The following is a 22,012-nucleotide window of genomic DNA, read 5'->3' as shown; positions in this document are numbered from 1 at the left end:
GGCCGCGGCCGATGCTGCCCCGGCGCGCCACTGCTGCACGTGCGCTGATGCCAGCGCGCCCTGCACCGCGGACGCTGGCGGTTGATGCCGCCGGCCCCGAGCGGTCGGCCTGCACCTACACCACGGCGCATCAGCTCGCCCGCCTCGTCAGGCAGCACTACGACGCGGAACTGGGCGCGATCGGCCTCAGGGCCACGCAGTACCGGCTGCTGGTGGAAATCCTTGCACACGGGCCGGTGCGCCCCTGCGACCTGGCGGAGAGCATGTCGCTTTCTCCGTCGACGCTGACGCGCAATCTCAAGCCCCTGATCGCGGCGGGATGGGTCGATCTTGGACCCGGGATGGACGGACGCACCCGCAGTGTGTGCGTCACCGCTGCGGGCCGCAGCAAGTGTGCCGAAGGCCTGCCTCGCTGGAGCATGGCGCAGGCCAGGGTGCATCGGTTGATGGGGAGCCGGCAGGTCGGCGCGTTGCACGCGCTCGTTGGCCAATGCTTGACGAGCATGTCGGCAGCGGCCGAATGAACGCGGTCAATCTCGGTGCGGCCCGATGGCTGCCGCCCGGACGGGCTCGGCCTGCCAGCCGCCGCCGAGCGCCTTGAATGCATTGACTGCCGCGCGCGCCGACTCCGTTTGCGCCTGCGCTCTGGCATCGGCCACGCGCAGCATGCCCTCGTCGGCCTGCAGCACTTCGATCAGGCTGACCACACCGCGCTGATAGGCCGCGAACGATGCCCCTCGCGCGCGGCCGAGCGATGCTTCTCCCTGCGCGAGCAGCGCGGCCTGCTCTTCGCGCTTGACCAGGGCCGAGAAGGCGTTCTCCACGTCTTCGGTGGCATGCAGCGCGGCGAGCCGGTAGGCCGCGAGCAGCTCCGCGTCCTGCCCCTTGGCGAGCTCGATCTGCGCATCGATGCGGCCGAAGTCGAACAGCCGCCAGCGCAGCCCGAGCAGGGCCGCGGCCTGGCTCGCGCCGGCGCTGAACAGGTTGCCGCTGGCCACCGACGTGGCGCTGCCGATCGTTCCCGCGAGCGACAGTTTGGGGTAGTACTCGGCCACGGCCACGCCGATGCGGGCGTTCGATGCCGCAAGGCGCCGCTCGGCGGCGATCAGGTCGGGGCGGCGCCGCAGCAGCTCGGCGGGCGATCCGGCGGCACCGATGCCAGGCGCAACGGGAATGGCCGCTGGCGCAGCCAGTTCGGCGCGGTGCGCGCCTGGCGCCGTCCCCAGCATCACGTCGAGCGCGTTCATGGCCGCGGCCTCGCCCGCCTCGAGCGCCGGCACCGACGCGCGAACCTGCGCCAGCGCGCCTTCGCCCTGGTGCAACTGGAGCTCGGTGGCGAGCCCCTTGCCGTGGAGCAGGCCGATCTTCGCGAGCAGGTCCTGCTGCGTTGCGGCTTGCCGGCGTGCAATGTCTAGGCGGGCCTGCAGGCCGCGCAGGGTGATGTAGATGTCGGCGGTCTGCGCGGCCACGGCCAGGCGCGTGGCGGCCGCGCCGGCCTCCGATGCCTGGTAGTCGGCCAGCGCGGCCTCGCGTCCCCGGCGCAGGCCGCCGAAGATGTCCAGCTCCCAGCTGGCGCCGAGGTTCGCTTCGTAGGCGCTGCCGTGGCGATCGAAACCCGGCTGCGCGTTCAGCACCTGGCCCAGCGGCGTCTCCACCGACTGGTAGGCCCTGGCCGCCTGCGCGCCCAGATTGCCCGAAGGCAGCAGCGCCGCATTCGCCGCACCGAGCCCCGCCCGGGCCTGTGACACGCGGGCGGCGGCCTGCGCAAGATCGAGGTTCTGCTTCAGCGCCTGTTCAACATAGCCGGCCAGCTGCGCATCGCCGAAGCCGGTCCACCACGCCACCAGCTCGGCGTTGGCGGCGCCGGATCGCTGGGCGAGCGCCGCCTCGCCGATGAAATGGTCGGGCAGGGCCGGGACAGGCCGGACATAGTCAGGCCCCACGGCGCAGCCTGCGAGGAGGCTGAACAGCAGGGGCAGGGCAAGCGTGCGTGGGGACATGGGATTGCTCCGGGCGATGGACGGAAAAGGCCAAAGAATTGAGTGACTATAATTCAATTTGGTCACTTGTTGTTGTTTGCCGAGGCGCTAAGCTCCCGGCATGAACAACGCAACTTCTTCTGCGCCAACCACGCGGGGGCCGGCCGACCACGACGTGCGCGCGCAGATCGTCGCGGCGGCCACCGAGCACTTCAGCCAGTACGGCTACGAGAAGACCACGGTTTCCGACCTTGCCAAGGCCATCGGCTTCTCCAAGGCCTACATCTACAAGTTCTTCGAGTCCAAGCAGGCAATCGGCGAAATGATCTGCTCGAACTGCCTGCGCGAGATGCAGGCAGACATCCGCGCAGCGGTCGACGCGGCCGGCAGCCCGCCGGAAAAGCTGCGCCGCATGTTCAAGGCCATTGTCGATTCGGGCCTTCGGCTGTTCCTGCACGACCGCAAGCTCTATGAGATCGCGATCTCGGCAGCCAGCGAGCACTGGCCGTCGGCCATCGCCCACGAGGCGTGCATCCGGCAGATGCTGCTCGAATTGCTGAAGCAGGGGCGCGAGTCCGGCGACTTCGAGCGCAAGACGCCCATCGACGAGACGGCAGCAGCCATCTACCTGGTCATGCACCCGTACATCAACCCCGTGATCCTGCAGCTCAGCTCCAATTACACGGACCAGGCGCCGGCCCAGCTGTCGGGTCTGGTGCTGCGCAGCTTGTCGCCGTAGCCGAATAAATTCTCAGTGACTATTGACTAAATTGGTCACTGTTATCAGAATCGGGGCTCTATCGATTCGTCAATGGGCCCCTCATGCACTCGCGCCGCTTCCTCACATCCGCCTTGGTCTGCGCCTTGCCGTTCGCGCTGGCCGCCTGCGACGACAAGGCCCCGCCCGATCCGCGCACCCAGGCGCCGCTGGTGCGCGCCGCCACGGTCCAGGCCGCCGCGTCGGCATCGCGCTCGTTCACCGGCACCGTCGCCGCGCGGGTTCAAAGCGACCTGGGCTTCCGCGTCTCCGGAAAGGTGCTGGAGCGCCTGGTCGACGCGGGCCAGACGGTCAAGCGCGGCCAGGCGCTCATGCGCATCGACCCGGTCGACCTGAGGTTGGCCGCGCGTGCGCAGCAGGAGGCTGTCAGCGCCGCGCGGGCGCGTGCGAAACAGGCCGGCGACGAGGAAGCGCGTTACCGCGATCTGCGTGGGACCGGCGCCATTTCCGCCTCGGCGTACGACCAGGCCAAGGCGGCGGCGGATACCGCGCAGGCCCAGCTCGCGGCAGCAGAAGCGCAATCGGAAGTCGCACGCAATTCGAATCGCTATTCGGAACTCGTTGCCGATGCGGACGGCACGGTGCTCGAGACGCTGGCCGAGCCCGGCCAGGTCGTCAGCGCCGGGCAGCCGGTGGTTCGCGTGGCGCAGGCCGGCCGCAGGGAGGCGGTGGTGCAACTGCCCGAGACGCTCCGCCCTGTCATCGGCTCCGCGGGGCAGGCCACGCTGTTCGGCAGGGAAGGCGTTGCCGTGCCCGTCAAACTCAGGCAGCTCTCCGATGCGGCCGACAAGCTCACGCGCACCTTCGAGGCGCGCTACGTGCTTGAGGGCGAACTCGCCAACGCGCCGCTGGGCGCCACCGTGACGATCGACATCTCGGACGGCAAGCCGGCCCGGGCAGGAGGCGTCCAGGTGCCCATCGGCGCCTTGTTCGATACGGGCAAGGCCACGGGCGTCTGGGTCATCGGCGGCGATCCGTCGACGGTGCGCTGGCAGCCGGTGGCCGTCGAGCGCCTCGACGGCGAGCGTGCGCTGGTGGACGGGCAGCTCAAGCAGGGAGACCAGGTGGTCGCGCTTGGCGCACACCTGCTGCGCGAAGGCGAGAAGGTGCGTGTGGCGGCCTCGGCCGCGACCGCCGCAGTGGGCGGAGCCCGCCCATGAGCGAAGGCCGCTTCAACCTGTCGGCGCTGGCGGTACGCGAGCGATCCATCACGCTGTTCCTCATCGGCCTGATCTCGCTGGCGGGGCTGGTCGCGTTCTTCAAGCTCGGGCGCGCGGAAGATCCGGCCTTCACCGTGAAGGTGATGACGGTCATCACCGCCTGGCCCGGCGCCACGGCGCAGGAGATGCAGGACCAGGTCGCCGAAAAGCTCGAGAAGCGCCTGCAGGAGCTGCGCTACTACGACCGCACCGAGACCTACACGCGGCCCGGGCTGGCGTTCACGACGCTGACGCTGCTCGACAGCACGCCGCCGGCACAGGTGCAGGAACAGTTCTACCAGGCGCGCAAGAAGCTCGGCGACGAAGCGGGCAGCCTGCCGGCCGGCGTGATCGGACCGATGATCAACGACGAATACGCGGACGTCACCTTTGCCCTGTTCGCGCTCAAGGCCAGGGGAGAAGCGCAGCGCGTGCTGGTGCGCGATGCCGAGACGCTGCGCCAGCGCCTCTTGCATGTGCCCGGCGTGAAGAAGGTCAACATCGCGGGTGAGCAGTCGGAGCGCATCTACGTCGAGTTCGCGCACGACCGGCTGGCCACTCTGGGCATCGGGCCGCAGGACGTGTTCGCGGCGCTCAACAGCCAGAACGCGCTGAGCCCGGCCGGCTCCGTGGAAACCCGCGGCCCGCAGGTCTTCATTCGGCTGGACGGCGCATTCGACACCCTGCAGAAGATCCGCGACACGCCCGTGGTCGCGCAGGGCCGCACCCTGAAGCTGTCGGATGTGGCCACGGTCAGGCGCGGCTACGAAGACCCCGCCACCTTCATGATCCGCAACGGCGGCGAGCCGGCGCTGCTGGTGGGCGTCGTGATGCGGGAGGGCTGGAACGGGCTCGACCTGGGCAAGGCGCTGGACGTGGAAGCCCGCGCCATCAACGCCGAGCTGCCGCTGGGCCTGAGCTTCGCCAAGGTCACCGACCAGTCGGTGAACATCAGTGCGTCGGTCGACGAATTCATGGTCAAGTTCTTCGCGGCCCTGCTGGTCGTCATGCTCGTGAGCTTCCTGAGCATGGGCTGGCGCGCGGGCCTGGTGGTGGCTGCCGCGGTGCCGCTGACGCTGGCCGTGGTGTTCGTGGTGATGGCCGCTACGGCCAAGAACTTCGACCGCATCACGCTCGGCTCGCTGATCCTCGCGCTCGGCCTGCTGGTGGACGACGCCATCATCGCCATCGAGATGATGGTGGTGAAGATCGAGGAGGGCTACAGCCATGTGGCCGCATCCGCCTATGCCTGGAGCCACACGGCGGCGCCGATGCTCTCGGGCACGCTGGTCACCGCCGTCGGCTTCATGCCCAACGGCTTCGCACCGTCGACCGCGGGCGAGTACACGAGCAACATGTTCTGGATCGTCGGCATTGCGCTGATCGCCTCCTGGGTGGTCGCCGTGGTGTTCACACCGTACCTGGGCGTCAAGCTGCTGCCCAACTTCAAGAAGATCGAAGGCGGCCATGCCGCGATCTACGGCACGCCGCGCTACAACCGGCTGCGCGGCGTGCTGGCGCGCGTCATCGCGCGCAAGTGGCTGGTGGCGGGCGCGGTCGTCGGCCTGTTCGTGGTGTCGATCCTCGGCATGGGCGTGGTCAAGAAGCAGTTCTTTCCGATCTCCGACCGCCCCGAGGTCCTGGTCGAAGTGCAGATGCCCTACGGCAGCGCGATCACCCAGACCAGCGATGCCACGGCCAAGATCGAGGCCTGGCTGTCGGCGCAGCGGGAGGCCCAGATCGTCACCTCCTACATCGGGCAGGGCGCGCCCCGCTTCTACTTCGCGATGGGCCCGGAACTGCCCGACCCGTCGTTCGCGAAGATCGTGGTACGCACCGCCAGCCAGGAGGAGCGCGAAGCGCTGAAGCACCGGTTGCGCGAGGCCGTCGCCGACGGCCTCGCGTCCGAGGCGCGGGTGCGCGTGACGCAGCTCGTGTTCGGGCCGTACTCGCCGTTTCCCGTGGCCTACCGCGTCAGCGGACCCGATGCGAACGAGCTGCGCAGGATCGCAGCCGAGGTGCGGCAGGTGATGGATGCCAGCCCGATGATGCGCACCGTCAACACCGACTGGGGCACCCGCACGCCCACGCTGCACTTCACCCTGAAGCAGGACCGCCTGCAGGCCGTGGGGCTGAGCTCCAGCGCGGTGGCGCAGCAACTGCAGTTCCTCCTGAGCGGCGCGCCGGTGACCACCGTGCGCGAGGACATCCGCACCGTGCAGGTGGTGGCCCGCTCGGCCGGCAGCACCCGGCTCGATCCCGCCAGGCTCGCGGACTTCACGCTCGCCGGTGCCGGCGGCCAGCGCATTCCGCTGTCGCAGGTCGGCGAGGTCGAGGTACGCATGGAAGAGCCCGTGATGCGGCGGCGCGACCGCATGCCCACGATCACGGTGCAGGGCGACATCGCCGAAGGGCTACAGCCCCCCGACGTGTCGAAGGCGATCACCGCGAAGCTGCAGCCGCTGATGCAGAAGCTGCCGGCCGGCTACCGCATCGCCGAGGCCGGCTCCATCGAGGAATCGGAGAAGGCAACCGCGGCGATGCTGCCGCTCTTCCCGATCATGCTGGCGGCCACGCTGCTCATCATCATCTTCCAGGTGCGCTCGATCTCCGCGATGGTCATGGTGTTCCTCACGAGCCCGCTCGGGCTGATCGGCGTGGTGCCGACCCTGCTGCTGTTCCAGCAGCCCTTCGGCATCAATGCGCTCGTCGGGCTCATCGCGCTGTCGGGCATCCTGATGCGCAACACGCTGATCCTGCTCGGCCAGATCCACCACAACCAGCAGGAGGGGCTCGATCCGTTCCATGCGGTCGTCGAGGCGACCGTGCAGCGTGCGCGGCCCGTGATCCTCACGGCGCTGGCGGCGATCCTCGCGTTCATTCCGCTGACGCATTCGGTGTTCTGGGGCGCATTGGCGTACACGCTGATCGGCGGTACTTTCGCGGGAACGATCCTCACGCTGGTGTTCCTGCCGGCGATGTATTCGATCTGGTTCAGGATCAAGCCAGGCAACGCGACCCAACCCGCGCACTGACGCGCCTCATCACCATTCATCAAGATCGAAGGAATTGCCATGTCGAGTTCATCAGTCGTTGTCGTGACGGGCGCGTCCTCGGGCATCGGGCGCGCCGCTGCGGAAATGTTCGTGGCGCGGGGCTGCCGGGTGTTCGGCACCGCGCGCGACCTGCGCAAGGCACCTGCGCTGCCCGGTGTCGAGTTCGTCGAGATGGACGTTCGCGAAGAGGGCTCGGTCCAGGCAGGCATCGAATCCATCATCGAGCGGGCCATGCGCATCGACGTGCTGGTCAACAACGCGGGAATGATGATGATCGGCGCGGTCGAGGAAACCGCGACGGCCGAGGCCGCGGAACTGTTCGACACCAACGTCTTCGGCCTGCTTCGCACGACGCGCGCCGTGCTGCCATACATGCGCCAGCAGCGCCGCGGGCGGATCGTCAACGTGAGTTCGGTGCTCGGCGTGCTTCCGGCCCCGTACATGGGGCTCTATGCGGCCACCAAGCACGCGGTGGAAGGGCTGTCGGAATCGCTGGACCACGAGGTGCGCCAGTTCGGCATTCGCGCGACGCTGGTGCAGCCGGCCTTCACGCGGACCAACCTCGATGCCAACGCACCGCGTGCCAAGACACGGATCGCGGGCTATGACCGCGAACGCGACCAGGTGGCGCTCTCCGTGGCCGCCAGCGTCGGCGGTGCGCCCGGGCCGCACGGCGTGGCGAGCACCATCGTCGAGGCGGCGCTCGGCCCGTGGCGCATGCGCTGCACGCCGCCGGAGGAGGCGTCCTTGCTGACGAAGCTGCGCCGCTTCATGCCTGCGGGACCGGTGGACGCGAGCCTGAGAAAAAAACTCGGACTCGGTTCCTTCTGAGCGCGCGCCCCGTCCGGCAGCGAAGGAGAACATCATGGACAGCCTGGATCTCCTGCGCACCTTCAGCGAGGTGGCCTCTTCCGGAAGCTTCTCCCGCACTGCCAAGCATCTCGCGCTGTCGCGGGGGACCGTCAGCAAGTACATCGCGGCCCTCGAGCACCGCTTCGGCGTGCGGCTGCTGAACCGGACCAACCGCGCCGTCAGCCTCACGGACGCAGGCCTCCTGCTGCTCGACAGGAGCAGGCCGATACTGGAACTGGCCGACGTGACGCGCGCCGAACTGCAGGACCGCGCGCGCATCCCGAGCGGGCGCCTGCGCATCTCGGCACCGCACGGCATGGACCTGACGCAGCTGCCGGCACTGATCAACGACTTCCTCGGCCACTATCCGGAGGTCAGCATCAGCCTCGTGCTCTCGAACCGCCTGGTCGACCTCTCGGAGGAGGGGGTGGACATCGCGCTTCGCTTCGGCCCCTCGGCCAACGAGAACCTGATCGTTCGAAAACTGGTGCCGATGGCGCTCAGCGTCTGCGCCGCGCCCATGTACTGGCGCAAGCACGGCGTGCCTGCCCATCCCGCCGAGCTTGCGCATCACACCGCGTTGATCAGCACCCAGCTCCATCCGCTGCCGAAGTGGCGCTTCGAAGCCGACCGCCAGCCGATCGAGGTGGCGGTCCGCGGCAGGCTGGACGCAACGGAAACCGGCCCGCTGATCCAGGCGGCGCTTCTGGGCGCAGGCGTGGTCTACCTGCCGTCGGTGATGCTCGAGCCTTACATCGAGAGCGGGCGGCTGGTGCCCGTGCTGTCCACATTCGTTCGCAGCGACATGTGGCTGTCGGCTGTCTATCTGCAACGCCGGCACAGCACCGCGGTGCAGCGTGCATTCCTGGATTTCCTGGCGGTGCGGCTCAAGCCTGCAGGCAAGGAGGGCAGGACGGACCGTTCAGATCCACCGCGCCCTTGAGCGCGAGTTCAGGCGTGACCAGCAGCTGCTCACGATGGATCTCCTGATGGTTCGATTCGGTGCGTCAAAGGGCCTGCCGGGCTTCATGGATCCGCATGGCTGTTCAGCCACGCTGCAATCGCTGCGACGCTGCGGAAGTCGTCGCAGGCGCGCGCGGGAACGCCGGGATGGCGCTGGTTCCACATGCGCGAGAGCGCCTGGCCCGGCCCCACCTCCAGCACGCAGCGCACCTGCCGCGCCATGATGTTTTCCATGCATTCGTCCCAGCGGACCGTCTGTGCAATCTGGGCAGCCAACGCCGCGCGGGCAGACCCTGCATCGCGGACGCGGTCCCCTGCATTGCTGAACAGCACGACGCGGGGCGCCTGGAACGGCACCTGCGCCAGCGCCAGTGAAAAGCTCACCGCCGCTTCGCGCATCCAGGGCGTGTGGGACGCAACGCTGACCCGCAGGCGCGTGCACTGCGCACCGGCGGCCAGGGCGATGCGCTCGGCATCGTCCAATGCAGCAATCGGGCCGCCGAGGACCACGCTGGCGCTGCCGTTGCGAATCGCGAGTTCGAGCCCCGCGTCGATGCGCAATTGCTCCAGCTTCTGCCCGGGCAACCCGCTGACGGCCAGGAGGCCGCCGGGCGCACGGGCGGCGCAGCGGTCCATGGCCTCGGCCCGCAGTGGCGCGAGTGCTGCGGCCGCGCCCGCATCGATCACGCCGGCCGCGCTGAAGGCCGCCAGTTCGCCGACGCTGTAGCCGGCGACCGCGGCGGGCGGCGGAACCATGGGCGCGAGTTGTGCCCAGGCCGCCAGGGCAAGGCCGGTCAGCAGCGTCTGCGCGTTGTCGTTGCGTTCGGCCCAGTGCGGGTCTGCGAGGGCGCGGCGCCAGTCGGCGACCCCCAGCCGCACGCACATGCCGTGCACGAGTGCGTCGTCCGCGAGCCAAGGCAGCATCGCGGGATGCTGGGTGCCCTGGCCGGAGAAAAGCAGCGCGAAGCTCATGGGCCTGGACACACGCGCTGGAGCCAGCAGGCGGCGGCCAGCGTGTCTGCCGCGCCGCCGGGCGACAGGCGTCGCCGCACGAAATCGTCTGCAATGGCCTGCGCCTCCTGGAGCCCTTCGGGCCGCGCGATGCCGCCTCGATCGAGAAAGCCTTGCGCTGCGTGCCGGGCGTCGCGCAAACCGGCCAGGCCGCCACGGTGCGCGAGATTGCTGTCGTCCAGCACGGCGATGATGTGGAACAAGGTATCGAGCCGGGCCAGGCGGGGCGCGAGGCCCCGGGCCAATGCCTTCCTCAGTGCCGGAAGCGCCGTCTCGAACAGCACCGGAAACACCAGCGCCGCCTCTTCCGATGCGCTGCGCAGGCCATGGCGCCGTGCAGCGATGCCGCCGGGGAGGGCGGACGGCCGTTGGCTCCGCTTGGCGAGTGCGTCGCCCCAGTGCCGGCGCAGCGCATCGCGCAGCGCTGCCGGGTGCAGTGGACCGTCTTGCTCGCGCAGTGCCGCGCCCGCCGCCGCGCACAGCAGGCCGAGCATGAAGATCGCGCCGCGGTGCGTGTTGATGCCGCCGGTGGCAGCCAGCATGCGCGCCTCCGCCGCGATGCCGTGGCGTTCGAGCACCGCGAAATCCGCGCCCGCAGCCCCGGCCTCGGCGATCCGGACGAAGTAGCGGCGCAGCGAGAACAGGCTGCGCATGAAGGTGTGCGCGTCCATGTCGTCGTGGCTGCCGCAGTCGATCAAGGTGACCAGGCCAGGCTTGGGCGACAGCGACAGTTCGTCGTACAGCGCGAGCGTGGCGGCGCGACCGATCGCTGCCAGTGTCGGCCGTGACTCCGGGGCCAGAGAAAAGGCGGCGTTCCTCATGCGACCGGCTCCATGATCTCGGCTTGCCCGCACCAAGTGGTATCCCGCTGCAGGCACACGCCGTCCAGGCGCTTGACCATCACCGCCCGCGCACGTCCGGCGCGCCACTCGCGCCATTCACGCCAAGCCACGGCCGCGCCGTCCGCGAACATGAGCTCGCCATCCAGCCGGGGCCGTTCCGCCTCGAAGGACCCGAGCGCACGAACCACGGCATCCGCATGTGCCGCGTCGTCGACGGGGATCGACAGGTCGAGATCGGAATCGTCCCGTACGTGATCGAGACCGCTGATCGCCTGCCAGCCGAAGCTGCCGAACACGCGAGGGGTCGCATGGCTTGCGTCGAGCCTGCCGAGCAGTTCACGCACTGCGCCACGCGCCGGCGGGGGCAGCAGCTTCTGCATGTCGTCGAGCCGCGGGAATTCGCCGAGGCCGTGCACCGCGGCGTGCGGCACCTGCAGCGCAATCCGGCGCCTGTCCCAGCGCGCAGGCGCAGGCAAGCCGAGCGCGATCCATCCATCGGCCATGGCGTCTGCCGGCTGGCGCGTCACGACCAGCGGTAGCCGGTGCGATGCCCAATGCGCGAGGCAGTCGCGCGCCTGCGCATCCCACGGCCGGCCGAGCACGGCGGCCCATCCGCTCGTGGAGAGGCGGGCGAGCTGGTGGCGGCGCAGCGGAACCATGGCGGTCATCACATTCAGGCGGAATTCAAGCGGCGTCCAGCACGCGCTGCACGACCGAGGCGGCGAGCCGGCGGCCACCCCGTTCGGCGCCGTCCCGCGCGCGCTGGTCCTCGGTCGGCGCATGGGCCAGCGCCTCGCGCAGGCAGGCCTGCAGGTCACCTTTCCAGAGCGAACGCACGCCGCCCATCGCCACGTAGTTCTGCACGCCCGGTGCGAACACCGGGTTGGACTGCGACAGCGCCGTGAGCTTGTCCTCCGGCAGCTTGGTCACGCGCGCCATCGCGGGGATGCGCATCACGCGGATCTCGGCGTCGGGCAGCGCATAGCAGGCGTCGGCGATCAACCCCGAGGTGATGAAGCCGCCGGACAGCGCCTGGTCGTACACCAGGCCGAGCACGCGGTGGCCGCGGCGCCGCGCCAGGTCGATGCTGGCGCCCAGGTGCGCCATCGCCCGGTTGATGCCGAGCAGTTCGTCGCGCCGGCGCAATTGCTGGCCCTGGGTGTCGATCAACAGCAGGATCGGCCGGCCCGGATGCCGTGCGATGGTGTCGAGCACCACGCGGGCCTGCGCCAGCGCGAGCCGGACACCGATCGGCGCGTGGTTGGTGGTGCCAATCACCGCCACCGGCTCACCGTCGAAGATGACTTCGCCTTGCAGAAAATCTTCGTCTTCGCGCATGCCGTGGTAGGGGCCGAAGAGCTGGGTGACCAGAGAACTCCATTGCATGTGATGCTCCTCGTTCAGATGGTGCGAAGCGCGCGCACGGCTTCGACCGAAAGCTCCGGCACCTGCTGCGCGTCGGCAATGCCGAGTGCGCTCCAGAGCAGCGCCGCCTCGTCGCGGTCCGTGGTGTCGGTGGTGTCCAGGGCGTGCAGGCGTTGCGTGAGCAGCGCGTGCTCCTGCTCCAGTGCCGCGAACGTGAACGGCTTCGATGCACCGATCGCCGCGATGGCCGCCGCGCGGAAGGCGGCAACGTCGTCTTCGACCAGCGCATCGCAATCGCCGGTCAGCCAGCGGTGCTTGCCGCCGGTCGTGCGCCAGACCAGCGCGCGGTCGCGCGAGTCGAACTCATCCACACCGTGAGAGGCTTCGATTACCTCGGGGCCCGACATCGCCAGCCGGCCGACATCGCTCATCACGATGTAGTCGGCACAGCGCGCCACGATGCCCATGCCGCCGAAGCAGCCATTGGCACCGCCGATCAGCACGAGCACCGGGATGCCGGCGGCGCGCACGTCGAGCAGGGCGCGCATCACTTCCGATACCGCGATCAACCCGGCATTGGCCTCGTGCAATCGCACGCCGCCCGATTCGGCCAGCAGCAGCACCGCCGCCGGCCGGTCGCGCAGCGCCCGCTGCAGCAGGCCGACCAGCTTGGCGCCATGCACCTCGCCGACGCCGCCGCCCATGAACGCGCCTTCCTGGGCAGCCACGAACACCTCACGGCCATCGAGCATTGCGCGGCCGACCGCCACGCCGTCGTCGAAGGCCGAGGGCACGCCGAGCTGTGCCAGGTGCGGGCTCATGACCCGCTCGCTCGGCGGCAGCCATTCGTGGAAACTGCCAGGATCGAGCAGCAGCGCCAGCCGCTCGCGCGCCGAGCATTCGGCATAGCTGATCATGGCCGGCCTCCGGTGATTTCGGCCACCGCCTGGTCCAGGCGCAGGCTCACCACCGCGGGCGTGGCCCCCATGTCGTTGATCGACACGCGCACGCCGGCCAGCGGATGGCGCGCGTGGAAGTCGTTCATCACGGCCTGCCAGATCGGCTCGAAGCCGCGCGCCGAAGTCTCGATGCGCACTGCGCAGCCATCGCCGCCGGCCGGCTCGAGCAGCACCTCGAGGTTGCCGGAGCCGACCACGCCGACCAGCACCGGCGCAAAGGCCCCAGCCGGCTTGCCGCCGGAAAAGGAAAAGTCCAGGGTTTCGAGCCCTGCGGGAACGTCGCTCATTGTCGGATCTCCTGCTACCAGTTTCTGAAGCGCCTGGGCGGCTGGTACAGCCCGCCGGAGGCGCGCACCAGGTCGCGCATGCTGCGTGCGGCCAGCAGGTTGCGCGTGGCCTGGCGGGGGTCGATGCCAAGGTCCTGCGGCCGGCGGATCACGCCGCGGTCGCGCAGGTTCTCCACCGCGCGCCTGTCGCGTGCCAGGCCCACCGCGGTGTAGCCGGCCACGCCGCGGATGGCCTGTTCGCGCTCCGCGTCGCTGCGGCACAGCAGCAGGTTGGCGATGCCTTCCTCGGTGAGGATGTGCGAGACGTCGTCGCCGTAGATCATGATCGGCGGCAGGTCCATGCCGGCCTGCTCCTGCAGCGTCCAGGCGTCGAGCCGGTCGACGAAGGCCGGCTGCATGTGCTCGCGGAAGGTCTCGACCATCTGCACCACCAGCTTCTGCCCGCGCGGCGTGCCGGCCGCGCCGCTGCGCCCGGCACGCGCCTCGCGCCCGGCCTTGAGCCAGGCCGGGCTCGCATGGCGGCGGCCGCGCGCATCGGCGCCCATGTTGGGCGCGCCGCCGAAGCCGGCGATGCGGCCCAGCGTGGCGGTGGAGCTGTTGCCGTCGAGGTCGATCTGCAGGGTCGAGCCGATGAACATGTCGCAGGCGTAGTGGCCCGCCGCCTGGCAGAACGCGCGGTTGCTGCGCAGGCTGCCGTCGGGGCCGGTGAAGAACACGTCGGAGCGCGCGCGGATGTAGTCCTCCATCCCCAGCTCGGAACCGAAGGAATGCACGGACTCCACCCAGCCCGCTTCGATGGCGGGTATCAGCGCCGGATGCGGGTTCAGCGCCCAATGCTTGCCGATCTTGCCCCTGAGGCCGAGCGACTCGCCATAGGTCGGCAGCAGCAGCTCGATGGCCGCCGTGTCGAAGCCGATGCCGTGGTTCAGGCGCTGCACGCCGTACTCGGCATAGATGCCCTTGATCGCCATCATCGCCATCAGGATCTGGACCTCGCTGATCTGCGCCGGGTCGCGCGTGAACAGCGGCTCGATGAAGTTCGGGCGCGGCGCCTTGACGACGAAGCTCACCCAGTCGGCGGGAATGTCGATGCGCGGCAGTGTGGTGGTCCTGCCGTCGACCATTTCGTTGACCTGCGCGATCACGATGCCGCCCGAGAACGCCGTGGCCTCGACGATGGCGGGCGTGTCCTCGGTATTGGGGCCGGTGTAGAGATTGCCTTCGGCATCCGCAGCCTGCGCAGCGACCAGCGCGACCTTGGGCGTCAGGTCGATGAAATAGCGCGCGAACAGTTCGAGGTAGGTGTGGATCGCGCCGATCTCGATGCGCCCCGCCGACACCAGCTTGGCCAGCCGCGCGCCCTGCGGCCCCGAGAAGCTGAAGTCCAGCCGGGCCGCCACGCCGTTCTCGAACACGTCCAGGTGCTCCGGCAGCGCCAGCACCGACTGCACCATGTGCAGGCCGTGGATGCGCTGCGGATCGACCTGCACCAGGGCCTGCGCCAGGAAGTCGGCCTGCTTCTGGTTGTTGCCTTCGAGGCAGACACGGTCGCCGGGCGAGAGCACGGCTTCGAGCAGGGTGGCAATGGCTTCGGTCTCGACGCGCTTGCCGGCGAGCCGCGTCCCGAGCGCATCGGCCGCGCGCGCGAGCCGGGCATTGCGGTCGTCAGCCTTGGAGGTCCAGGAACTGGGGGTCATGAGAGGAGGAGGGGGTTGAAAGTCGATCGAATCGGGGGAAGTGCCTCAGAGCACCACGAAGAGCAGCCACACCACCACGGGAGCCACCAGCGTCACGATGGCGCCATACATCATCAGCTGCCGGAAGAACAGGTCGCGGTCCACGCCCTTGGCGTTGGCGAGCACCAGGGCGCCGTTGGTGGAGAACGGGCTGACGTCGACGATGGTCGAGGACACGGCCATGGCCGCGATGAAGCCGATGGCGCTCACGCCGCTGCCGCCCTGCAGGAACGGCACCGCCAGCGGGATCAGCGAACCGAGCACGGCGGTCGACGAGGCGAAGGCCGAGACCACGGCGCCCACGAAGCACAGCAGCAGCGCCGCGACCATCGGCGAGGTGAGCCCGGCCACGCTGTGGCCGACGAAGTCGATCGTGCCCATCTTTTCCATCACGCCCACGTAGGTGCTGACGCCCACGATCAGCATGATCTCCGGCCACGACACCTGGCCCAGCGCGCGCTTTTGCAGGTTGGGCGCCATCAGCGTCAGCACGAGGCCGATGGTGATCGAGACGAAGCCGATGTCCTGCTTGAAGAACAGCGTCAGCACGGCCAGCGCCAGCAGGCCGGCCACGGTTGCGATCTGGTAGCCACGCGAGCCTGGGTTCGCGGCCCCGGCGGGCGCCGATTCCATCAGCGAGTTCTCCGCCCGCGCCGCGGTACGCCGCTCCTCGGGGAACGATTCGCCCTCGGCGTCGCCATACACCTGGGCGCCGCTCTGTCCATGCGAGGCGCGCGGCACGACCGGCGCACTGCCATCGGCATTCGCTCGCTGGCGCATCAGCTTCATGCCGCCCATCAGGAAGAACAGCAGCAGCGACACCGACAGGTTGACGCCAAGGCTCGCCAGCATGGTGGCGATCTCGTTGAGCGGCAGGCCGGCCTTGGCAACGATCTTGTTGGTGATGCCGCCGTAGATGCTGATCGGCGAGAAGCCGCCGCCCTGCGCACCGTGCACGACCATGAGCCCCATGAGCAGCGGATTGATGCCGTACCTGGCGGCAAAGCCGAGCGCGATCGGCGCGATGATGGCCACCGCCGCCGGGCTGACCGCGCCCACCGCCGTGAGCAGCGCGGCGATCAAGAACATGATCCACGGGATGGCGGCGATGCGCCCGCGCACGGCGCGCACCGCCAGCCTGACGAGCCAGTCGATGGTGCCGTTGTTCTGCGCCAGCGCAAACAGGTAGGTGATGCCCACCAGCGTGAGAAACAGGTCGGCGGGAAAGCCGCCCATGATCCCCTTCGCGTTCATGCCGGCCACCAGCGTGCCGACCAGGAAGGCACCGACGAAGGCGATCACACCCATGTTGATGGGCAGCACCGTGGCCAGCACGAACATGCCGACCAGTGCGTAGATCGAAATCCAATGTGAACTCATCGAGGCGTCTCCGGTGTTTTGGGTGCGACGCACATGCACCGTGCGCCTGGGTCCGTACGTTACGGACCCCCTCCGGGACGATCAATGAAGCGGCGTGGCCGACCCTTACGCCTTGCGAAACGATCGAGGGTTAACCCGAATCGGGCCGGTACCGCGCGTTCAGCCGAGTTCGGCCTTGGCCAGGCGGCACACCGACAGCAGCGCAAGCAGGTTGGGATCGCGCTCGCGGGTGCGCAGGAAGTTGAGCGCGATGGTCTGGCGCATCAGGTACCTGGGCTGCAGCGGGATCAACTGCACCTTCTGCGGCATGACGCCGCGCACCCGCCCCGGCAGCAGCGTGTAGCCGACGCCGCCGCTCACCAGGTTCATCAGCGAGAAGATGTCGTCGGTCTTCATCACCACGTTGGGCGTGAAGCCGGCGATGCGGAAGGTCTCCACAAACCCCCGGTAGGTGGCGAAACCTTCGCTCAGGCTCACGAAGCGTTCGCCGGCGCAGCTGCTCAGGTCGATTTCCTTCAGCGCGGCGTAGGGGGAGCCCACTGGCGCAGCAAACTGGATGTCGTCCTCGAACAGGGGCTCCGATTCGACATCGGAAACATCCTCGGGAATGGCCATGAGCGCGGCGTCGATCGCGCCATCGCGCAGCTTCTGCAGCAGGTGCGCATTGGAGCCGAGCACGAGCTCGGTGTGCAGGTCGGGCTTGCGCAGCTTCATGCCCATGATCAGCTGCGGCACCGTGCGGCTCGTCAGCGAATAGAGGGAGCCGATGCGGATGCGGTCGGACGAGTAGCCGGCGACCTCCCGCGTGGCGCGGATGCCCTGGGCCATGGTGCGAAGCACCTCGCGCGCCACCTCCGCCAGCGCATGTGCGGCTTCGGTCGGGTGCAGGTTGCGGCCTTCATGCCGGAACAGCGCGCAGCGCAAGCCGGTTTCCAGCGAATGCAGGGCCCGATGCACGCTGACGGCGCTGATCTCGAGCTTTTCCGCCGCGCGGGCCAGGTTGCCGGTCTCCATGAAGGCCAGCAGGATCTCGAGCTTGCGGAAGGTGATCTCTTCGTCGACGTGGAGGAGCATGGAGGGCCTGCGGATGAGGCCCGATCGTAACCCTGCACTCATCTGCCGCGCCTGCGCGTGGGCGTGGCCGCCGCCTGGCGCGACGACTCCGAGCGGGCAACTGGAGCGATGGCATGCGCGCGTGGCACCCGAAAGCCGGTCGGTGAGCTTCTTCGGCACCTTGATCTCGATGGTGAAGCAGGCTTCGGCACGGCCGTGATGCCCACGTTCGCAATGACCGCCTGCAAGCGCCATCATGTCAACGCAGACGTCCGGCGCGGCATGTGCGTCTGCTGGCCTTCTCAGGCACGCCTGGCTGGAGAGCTGATGCCCCTGAGGCCATCCGGCGGGAAAGCTATTTGCCCGCACGCTGGCGCAGTTCTTCGGTCGTCTCGTCGGGTCCTATGGCACTCCACCCAGGTGGCATCACAACATGGGCCAGTTTGGCCTTGAAGCCACGCGCCGCAACGACATCTCTCACCAGCGAAAGCCACTGATCAAATTCCACCCGGAAGGGGTTGTAGCTGGTTTGAGGTTTGACCAAACCGTAGCGGCAGGGAGTGTCTGCGCGCTCCGCAATATAGGTACCGAACAGACGGTCAAACACAATCAACACACCGCCGTAGTTCCCATCCAGATACTCCAGGTTGGCGGCGTGATGCACGCGGTGGCTGGAGGGTGTATTGAGCACGTATTCCAGCCAGCCCAGTTTGGGAATCCACGCGGCGTGGATCCAGAATTGGTAGGCCAGATTCAGCGCCAAGGTCGCCAACACCAGTTGCGGGTGAAATCCCAGCCAGACCAAAGGCACGAAAAAGACCACGCTGCCGGTGAGCTTGCCCACCATGGAAACGCGGTAGGCGGCTGCCAGGGTCAATTGGTTGGGTGTGTGGTGCACCGAGTGGTTGGCCCAAAACCAGCGCACACGGTGCGAGGCGCGGTGGTACCAGTAGTAGCAAAACTCCTGACCCAGGAACAACACGGCGATCGCCTGCCACGAATCGATCGTGACAGTGGTCAAGCGATGAGCCCACGCCCAATCGAAAACGGGGGCGGCCAGGGAGAACGGAATCGCAATGGCGAACACATGGCGCGCCACCACATTGGTCAGAGAAACGCCCAGGGCTTTCCAGTCGTAGCCTTGCCTGCGCGCCAGAACGGCGGCTTCCAGCAGCGAGGCCAGCACAAGAATGGGGAGCACCACCAGGACCAGGAATTTGTTCATGCTCATGGCCTACTCCTGATCGGTTTGCCGTGCGTTGGCAGCGGTTGGGTCGGCAGCAACTGTCGGAAGAGCCTGTGCAATCCGCTCCAGCAGTACGCAAGCACTTTGCAACTGCGCGCACTCCGTGGACGTCAGTTCGGAGGCAATGACCTGTGCCAGTGAAATCTCCACGCGTTTGGCAGCGCTGCCCAGCAATGTCAAACCCGATCTGGTCAGCGTGAGTACCGATTGCCGACCGTCGGTGGCATGCGGTTCGCGTTTCACCCAGTTTTCGGCCTCCAATTCAGCCAGCAGACGGGTTAAGGATTGGACCTTGACGCCTTCTCGCATGGCTAGTTCAGTAGGTGTCATGGGGCCTGCAAGGCGGAGCTGACCGATCACACTCAATTTGGCCGCGCCAATGCCCTCGGTTTGAAGCTTGGGCCGCAAGGGGCGTGAGAGCAGGGTGACAGCACGCCGCAGTTGGCTGGCACAAGCCTGGGCGTCATTTCGATTTTTTGCCATGGTTTTCATAAGACGTTGCTTACTAGATTTATTGTAAGAACAGTCTTACTAAAATGTCAACGCACGGGCCAGCGCCCGATGTCTATCCGGATCAAGCAAAGTGCGGCGACCCCCCAGCTCAAGCGGGCCGAAGAGAGGGTCTGCGGAGGAGCCATGACGCAGTGGGCTCGGCGGGAGAGATCGAACTGCGGGCCGGCGATGCGACCCGACGCGGTATCGAGGCAGGCGTGCCCCGTCGTGCGGGCCTCCGGCGCGCGCATGTCGATGCGTCGGTGGTTCCTGTCGATCCTGCATGGGATCGCAAGGCTGCTGACATTCGATGGCTTCGCCCGACGCCTCGGGTGACAACGAATGTCACTTCTTGCCGGTGCGTTTCCCTTGCAGCACGTGCAATGCATCCATCGGTTTTACCGAATTTCTCCGTATCGAGCGATCGGGGCGAGTGGCACGCAGATTGCAGAGTCTCTTCTTTGCACATTCAAGATAGATGACACATCCCACGAACGACGACAAGAGCGCCTCGCTGCTGGATCGCCGCACTTTCTTTATCGGTACTGCAAGTGCTCTGGCACTGGGAACGACGGCTTGCGGTGGAGGAAGCGGGGGCAGCAGCTTCTCGCCCATGGGTGGCGCCGCCGCGCAGCAGACGCCGCAACAGCAGACATCGGGTGCGGCTCCCGGTGCCGCAGACAACCCTGCAGCCTCGACGCCCGAGACGACGCCCCCCGCGCCGGAAGCACGCAAGATTGGGCATCCGGGCCTGCTCGTCACGGAGACCGACCTGCAGCGCATCCGTGACAAGCTCGCAGCCAGCGCGCAGCCGTGGGTCGGTGGCTGGGGCATGCTGCTCAATGGCGGGCGGGCCAACCTCGACACCAGGCCGTTCCCGCTGGCGACGGTGATCCGTGGCGTGGACGGCCAGAACTTCGGCGTGATGATCGTGGACATGCAGCGCGCGCTCCATCTCGCGCTGCGCTGGAAGATCACGAACGACGAGAACTATGCGAAGAAGTCGGTGGAGTTCCTCAACGCCTGGTCTTCGACCCTGACCAAGCTGGACGGCAATTCGAACGTCTTCCTCGCCTCGGGGCTCTACGGCTTCCAGTGGGCCAACGCCGCAGAGCTGATGCGGACCTATTCCGGATGGGCGAAGGAGGACCTCACCCGCTTTCAGGACATGCTGCTGAAGGTGTTCTATCCGTTGTGCCACGACTTCCTGGTCAACCACAACGGCACGGAGACAAGAAAGGTCACCCACTACTGGGCCAACTGGGACCTGTGCAACATCTGCTCCGTCTACGCGATCGGCGTGTTCTGCGACCGGCCCGATCTGACCGCCGAGGCGATCAGCTACTACAAGACCGGCCGGGGCAACGGCGCGGGCGCCAACAACGTCTACTACGTGCATCCCGGTTATCTGGGGCAATGGCAGGAAAGCCATCGCGACCAGGGCCATTCGACCCTTGGCATCTCCCTGGCCGGCGCACTGTGCGAGATGGCCTGGAACCAGGGCGAGGATCTCTACGGATACTGGAACAACCGGCTGCTGGCCGGCGCGGAGTACGTCGCCAAGACGAACCTGGCGGACGCCAGCGGCAACGCCCTGTTCACGATGCCGTTCGCCCCTTACACGGGCGTCTTCGGAACGGGCACCCAGGCGGCGGGCACGGGCAGCCTGCGGCCTTGCTGGGAACTCATCTACAACCACTACGTGAACCGCAAGGGCCTCTCGGCACCGTGGACCAAGGCAGTCGTCGACAAGGTACGGCCGGAGCGAGCCGATGGCGGCGACCAGCCGGGGCTGGGCACGCTGCTCTATGCGCGCGATCCGGTCCCCGCCGCAAAGCCCAGCGGACTGAGTGCATTGCTCAACGATGGAAAGGTGCAGCTGTCCTGGTGGGGCAGCGCAGGCGCCTCCCACTACCTCGTGCAGCGAGCGGCTTCGCCCGACGGTCTGTTCACGACCCTTTCGACAGTCACCGACCCGCGCACCTACACCGATGCCCCGGCCCAGGGCACCTGGTACTACCGGATCGACGCCGTGACCGACACGGGCCAACTCGCCGGCGCGGACACCCTGCGCGTGGCCGTGCCCGGCGAGCTGTGGCTGCACCTGCCGCTCAACGGCGATGCCAACGATGCCAGCGGCCACGGCCTGCATGCACAGTTGAAGGGCGGCACGAGCTGGGGCGAAGGACGCGCCGGCGGAAGTGCTTTGCAGCTCGACGGCCGCAGCGGTCACGTTGCGCTGCCCGACGGGGCCGTGTCGGCCCTGGGCAATTTCACGATCGCGGTGTGGGTCTATTGGGATGCGACAGCCGTCAATACGCGCATCTTCGACTTCGGCTCCAACGACGTGGCCTACATGTCGCTGATCCCGCGCGATGGCAAGGACCAGCTGCGTTTCTCGGCCTCGCGCAATCAGTTCTGGAACGAGGAGTCTGTGACCGCCGGCCTGCTGCCCACGGGGCGTTGGGTGCACGTGGCGTTCACGCTCTCGGGCACCGTGGGCACGCTCTACATGGATGGCGCGCAGGTCGCCACCGGGAACGGCATCTGGATCAATCCCTTCCAGCTGGGCCGCACCACGCAGACCTGGTTGGGCCGTTCGCAGTACGGCGGCGATCCGTTCTTCAAGGGCCGCATGCAGGACTTCCGCATCTACGGCGGTGCGCAGGACGCGGCCTTCATCGCGAACCTCGCGCGCTGACGGCCGACGGATAGCTGCGCGGCGCAGCCGACCCTGACCTTCAACCGACCCGCGTGCGCCTTCCAGGACGCGTCGGGGCTTTCCTCGATCCAAACAGACTTTTCTCATGAACT

The 22,012-nt window shown here is 67.9% G+C and carries 19 protein-coding genes; 7 read left to right on the top strand and 12 right to left on the bottom strand.

Going from position 1 to position 22,012, the window contains the following annotated elements; genetic code table 11:
* Positions 1–11: 11 nt before the first annotated feature.
* Entirely contained in the window at positions 12–524 is a 513-nt protein-coding gene (locus tag IB278_RS16525) for a MarR family winged helix-turn-helix transcriptional regulator (RefSeq protein WP_225612951.1), read from the top strand.
* 6 nt (positions 525–530) lie between these two features.
* Here the strand turns inward: IB278_RS16525 and IB278_RS16520 are convergent, their stop codons facing one another.
* Positions 531–2,000, bottom strand: coding sequence for an efflux transporter outer membrane subunit (locus IB278_RS16520; RefSeq protein ID WP_192324250.1), 1,470 nt, complete (start codon positions 1,998–2,000; stop codon positions 531–533).
* Positions 2,001–2,100: 100 nt separating this feature from the next.
* Here IB278_RS16520 and IB278_RS16515 point away from each other — a divergent pair, with 100 nt between their 5' ends.
* The 5 genes from IB278_RS16515 (at position 2,101) to IB278_RS16495 (ending at position 8,807) form a co-directional block, all read left to right on the top strand.
* A complete protein-coding gene (locus IB278_RS16515; protein ID WP_192324248.1) occupies positions 2,101–2,718 on the top strand; it encodes a TetR/AcrR family transcriptional regulator in 618 nt (205 codons plus the stop codon).
* A gap of 83 nt (positions 2,719–2,801) precedes the next feature.
* The gene (locus IB278_RS16510) at positions 2,802–3,917 is read left to right on the top strand and encodes an efflux RND transporter periplasmic adaptor subunit (protein WP_192324246.1); all 1,116 of its coding nucleotides are present in this window, start codon (positions 2,802–2,804) and stop codon (positions 3,915–3,917) included.
* The gene (locus IB278_RS16505; protein WP_192324244.1) at positions 3,914–6,991 is read left to right on the top strand and encodes an efflux RND transporter permease subunit; all 3,078 of its coding nucleotides are present in this window, start codon (positions 3,914–3,916) and stop codon (positions 6,989–6,991) included. Before IB278_RS16510 ends, IB278_RS16505 begins: the two co-directional genes overlap by 4 nt.
* Positions 6,992–7,030: 39 nt before the next feature.
* Entirely contained in the window at positions 7,031–7,843 is an 813-nt protein-coding gene (locus IB278_RS16500; protein WP_192324242.1) for an oxidoreductase, read from the top strand.
* A 34-nt stretch (positions 7,844–7,877) separates the two neighbouring features.
* Positions 7,878–8,807, top strand: a complete 930-nt coding sequence (locus IB278_RS16495) for a LysR family transcriptional regulator (RefSeq protein WP_192324239.1) — start codon at positions 7,878–7,880, stop codon at positions 8,805–8,807.
* Positions 8,808–8,890: 83 nt separating this feature from the next.
* On the opposite strand, the gene IB278_RS16490 is transcribed toward IB278_RS16495, so the two are convergent.
* From IB278_RS16490 to IB278_RS16440, 11 genes are all read right to left on the bottom strand, one after another.
* Positions 8,891–9,799, bottom strand: a complete 909-nt coding sequence (locus tag IB278_RS16490; RefSeq protein ID WP_192324237.1) for an acyltransferase domain-containing protein — start codon at positions 9,797–9,799, stop codon at positions 8,891–8,893.
* The gene (mdcB, locus tag IB278_RS16485) at positions 9,796–10,659 is read right to left on the bottom strand and encodes a triphosphoribosyl-dephospho-CoA synthase MdcB (protein WP_192324235.1); all 864 of its coding nucleotides are present in this window, start codon (positions 10,657–10,659) and stop codon (positions 9,796–9,798) included. The genes IB278_RS16490 and mdcB overlap by 4 nt, the downstream gene beginning before the upstream one ends.
* Positions 10,656–11,348, bottom strand: a complete 693-nt coding sequence (gene mdcG / locus IB278_RS16480) for a malonate decarboxylase holo-[acyl-carrier-protein] synthase (RefSeq protein ID WP_192324233.1) — start codon at positions 11,346–11,348, stop codon at positions 10,656–10,658. The genes mdcB and mdcG overlap by 4 nt, the downstream gene beginning before the upstream one ends.
* A gap of 16 nt (positions 11,349–11,364) precedes the next feature.
* Positions 11,365–12,066 carry a biotin-independent malonate decarboxylase subunit gamma gene (mdcE, locus tag IB278_RS16475; RefSeq protein WP_192324231.1) on the bottom strand — a complete coding sequence of 234 codons (702 nt, stop codon included), beginning with the start codon at positions 12,064–12,066 and terminating at the stop codon, positions 11,365–11,367.
* Positions 12,067–12,080: 14 nt separating this feature from the next.
* On the bottom strand, positions 12,081–12,962 hold the full coding sequence (locus tag IB278_RS16470; protein WP_192324229.1) for a biotin-independent malonate decarboxylase subunit beta: 882 nt from the start codon (positions 12,960–12,962) through the stop codon (positions 12,081–12,083).
* Positions 12,959–13,291 carry a malonate decarboxylase acyl carrier protein gene (mdcC, locus tag IB278_RS16465; protein ID WP_192324227.1) on the bottom strand — a complete coding sequence of 111 codons (333 nt, stop codon included), beginning with the start codon at positions 13,289–13,291 and terminating at the stop codon, positions 12,959–12,961. The genes IB278_RS16470 and mdcC overlap by 4 nt, the downstream gene beginning before the upstream one ends.
* Before the next feature lie 14 nt (positions 13,292–13,305).
* A complete protein-coding gene (gene mdcA / locus IB278_RS16460; protein ID WP_192324225.1) occupies positions 13,306–14,988 on the bottom strand; it encodes a malonate decarboxylase subunit alpha in 1,683 nt (560 codons plus the stop codon).
* Between the two features lie 45 nt (positions 14,989–15,033).
* A complete protein-coding gene (locus IB278_RS16455; protein ID WP_192324223.1) occupies positions 15,034–16,407 on the bottom strand; it encodes an SLC13 family permease in 1,374 nt (457 codons plus the stop codon).
* Positions 16,408–16,566: 159 nt separating this feature from the next.
* The gene (locus IB278_RS16450) at positions 16,567–17,481 is read right to left on the bottom strand and encodes a LysR family transcriptional regulator (protein ID WP_145746869.1); all 915 of its coding nucleotides are present in this window, start codon (positions 17,479–17,481) and stop codon (positions 16,567–16,569) included.
* Positions 17,482–17,815: 334 nt separating this feature from the next.
* Positions 17,816–18,691, bottom strand: coding sequence for a sterol desaturase family protein (locus IB278_RS16445; protein WP_225612950.1), 876 nt, complete (start codon positions 18,689–18,691; stop codon positions 17,816–17,818).
* Between the two features lie 3 nt (positions 18,692–18,694).
* Positions 18,695–19,198, bottom strand: a complete 504-nt coding sequence (locus IB278_RS16440) for a MarR family winged helix-turn-helix transcriptional regulator (protein ID WP_225612949.1) — start codon at positions 19,196–19,198, stop codon at positions 18,695–18,697.
* A gap of 613 nt (positions 19,199–19,811) precedes the next feature.
* On the opposite strand from IB278_RS16440, the gene IB278_RS16435 reads away from it, so the two are divergent.
* Complete coding sequence (locus tag IB278_RS16435) at positions 19,812–21,899, top strand: LamG-like jellyroll fold domain-containing protein (RefSeq protein WP_318646687.1); 2,088 nt, start codon at positions 19,812–19,814, stop codon at positions 21,897–21,899.
* Positions 21,900–22,012 lie beyond the last annotated feature (113 nt).

It is taken from the genome of Variovorax sp. VRV01 (assembly GCF_014852545.1).
GTDB lineage: Bacteria > Pseudomonadota > Gammaproteobacteria > Burkholderiales > Burkholderiaceae_C > Variovorax > Variovorax beijingensis_A.
The sequence above is the reverse complement of the archived record's forward strand: the minus strand, read 5'-3'. Positions and strand labels throughout refer to the sequence as shown.

Coding starts and splice junctions, on each gene's coding strand:
- IB278_RS16495 (WP_192324239.1), top strand. CDS start 7,878: ATGGACAGCCTGGATCTCCTGCGCACCTTCAGCGAGGTGGCCTCTTCC.
- IB278_RS16435 (WP_318646687.1), top strand. CDS start 19,812: ATGGGTGGCGCCGCCGCGCAGCAGACGCCGCAACAGCAGACATCGGGT.
- IB278_RS16450 (WP_145746869.1), bottom strand. CDS start 17,481: ATGCTCCTCCACGTCGACGAAGAGATCACCTTCCGCAAGCTCGAGATC.
- mdcG (WP_192324233.1), bottom strand. CDS start 11,348: ATGACCGCCATGGTTCCGCTGCGCCGCCACCAGCTCGCCCGCCTCTCC.
- IB278_RS16490 (WP_192324237.1), bottom strand. CDS start 9,799: ATGAGCTTCGCGCTGCTTTTCTCCGGCCAGGGCACCCAGCATCCCGCG.
- mdcC (WP_192324227.1), bottom strand. CDS start 13,291: ATGAGCGACGTTCCCGCAGGGCTCGAAACCCTGGACTTTTCCTTTTCC.
- IB278_RS16500 (WP_192324242.1), top strand. CDS start 7,031: ATGTCGAGTTCATCAGTCGTTGTCGTGACGGGCGCGTCCTCGGGCATC.
- IB278_RS16510 (WP_192324246.1), top strand. CDS start 2,802: ATGCACTCGCGCCGCTTCCTCACATCCGCCTTGGTCTGCGCCTTGCCG.
- IB278_RS16440 (WP_225612949.1), bottom strand. CDS start 19,198: ATGAAAACCATGGCAAAAAATCGAAATGACGCCCAGGCTTGTGCCAGC.
- IB278_RS16455 (WP_192324223.1), bottom strand. CDS start 16,407: ATGAGTTCACATTGGATTTCGATCTACGCACTGGTCGGCATGTTCGTG.
- mdcB (WP_192324235.1), bottom strand. CDS start 10,659: ATGAGGAACGCCGCCTTTTCTCTGGCCCCGGAGTCACGGCCGACACTG.
- IB278_RS16445 (WP_225612950.1), bottom strand. CDS start 18,691: ATGAGCATGAACAAATTCCTGGTCCTGGTGGTGCTCCCCATTCTTGTG.
- IB278_RS16515 (WP_192324248.1), top strand. CDS start 2,101: ATGAACAACGCAACTTCTTCTGCGCCAACCACGCGGGGGCCGGCCGAC.
- IB278_RS16520 (WP_192324250.1), bottom strand. CDS start 2,000: ATGTCCCCACGCACGCTTGCCCTGCCCCTGCTGTTCAGCCTCCTCGCA.
- IB278_RS16525 (WP_225612951.1), top strand. CDS start 12: ATGCTGCCCCGGCGCGCCACTGCTGCACGTGCGCTGATGCCAGCGCGC.
- mdcE (WP_192324231.1), bottom strand. CDS start 12,066: ATGCAATGGAGTTCTCTGGTCACCCAGCTCTTCGGCCCCTACCACGGC.
- mdcA (WP_192324225.1), bottom strand. CDS start 14,988: ATGACCCCCAGTTCCTGGACCTCCAAGGCTGACGACCGCAATGCCCGG.
- IB278_RS16470 (WP_192324229.1), bottom strand. CDS start 12,962: ATGATCAGCTATGCCGAATGCTCGGCGCGCGAGCGGCTGGCGCTGCTG.
- IB278_RS16505 (WP_192324244.1), top strand. CDS start 3,914: ATGAGCGAAGGCCGCTTCAACCTGTCGGCGCTGGCGGTACGCGAGCGA.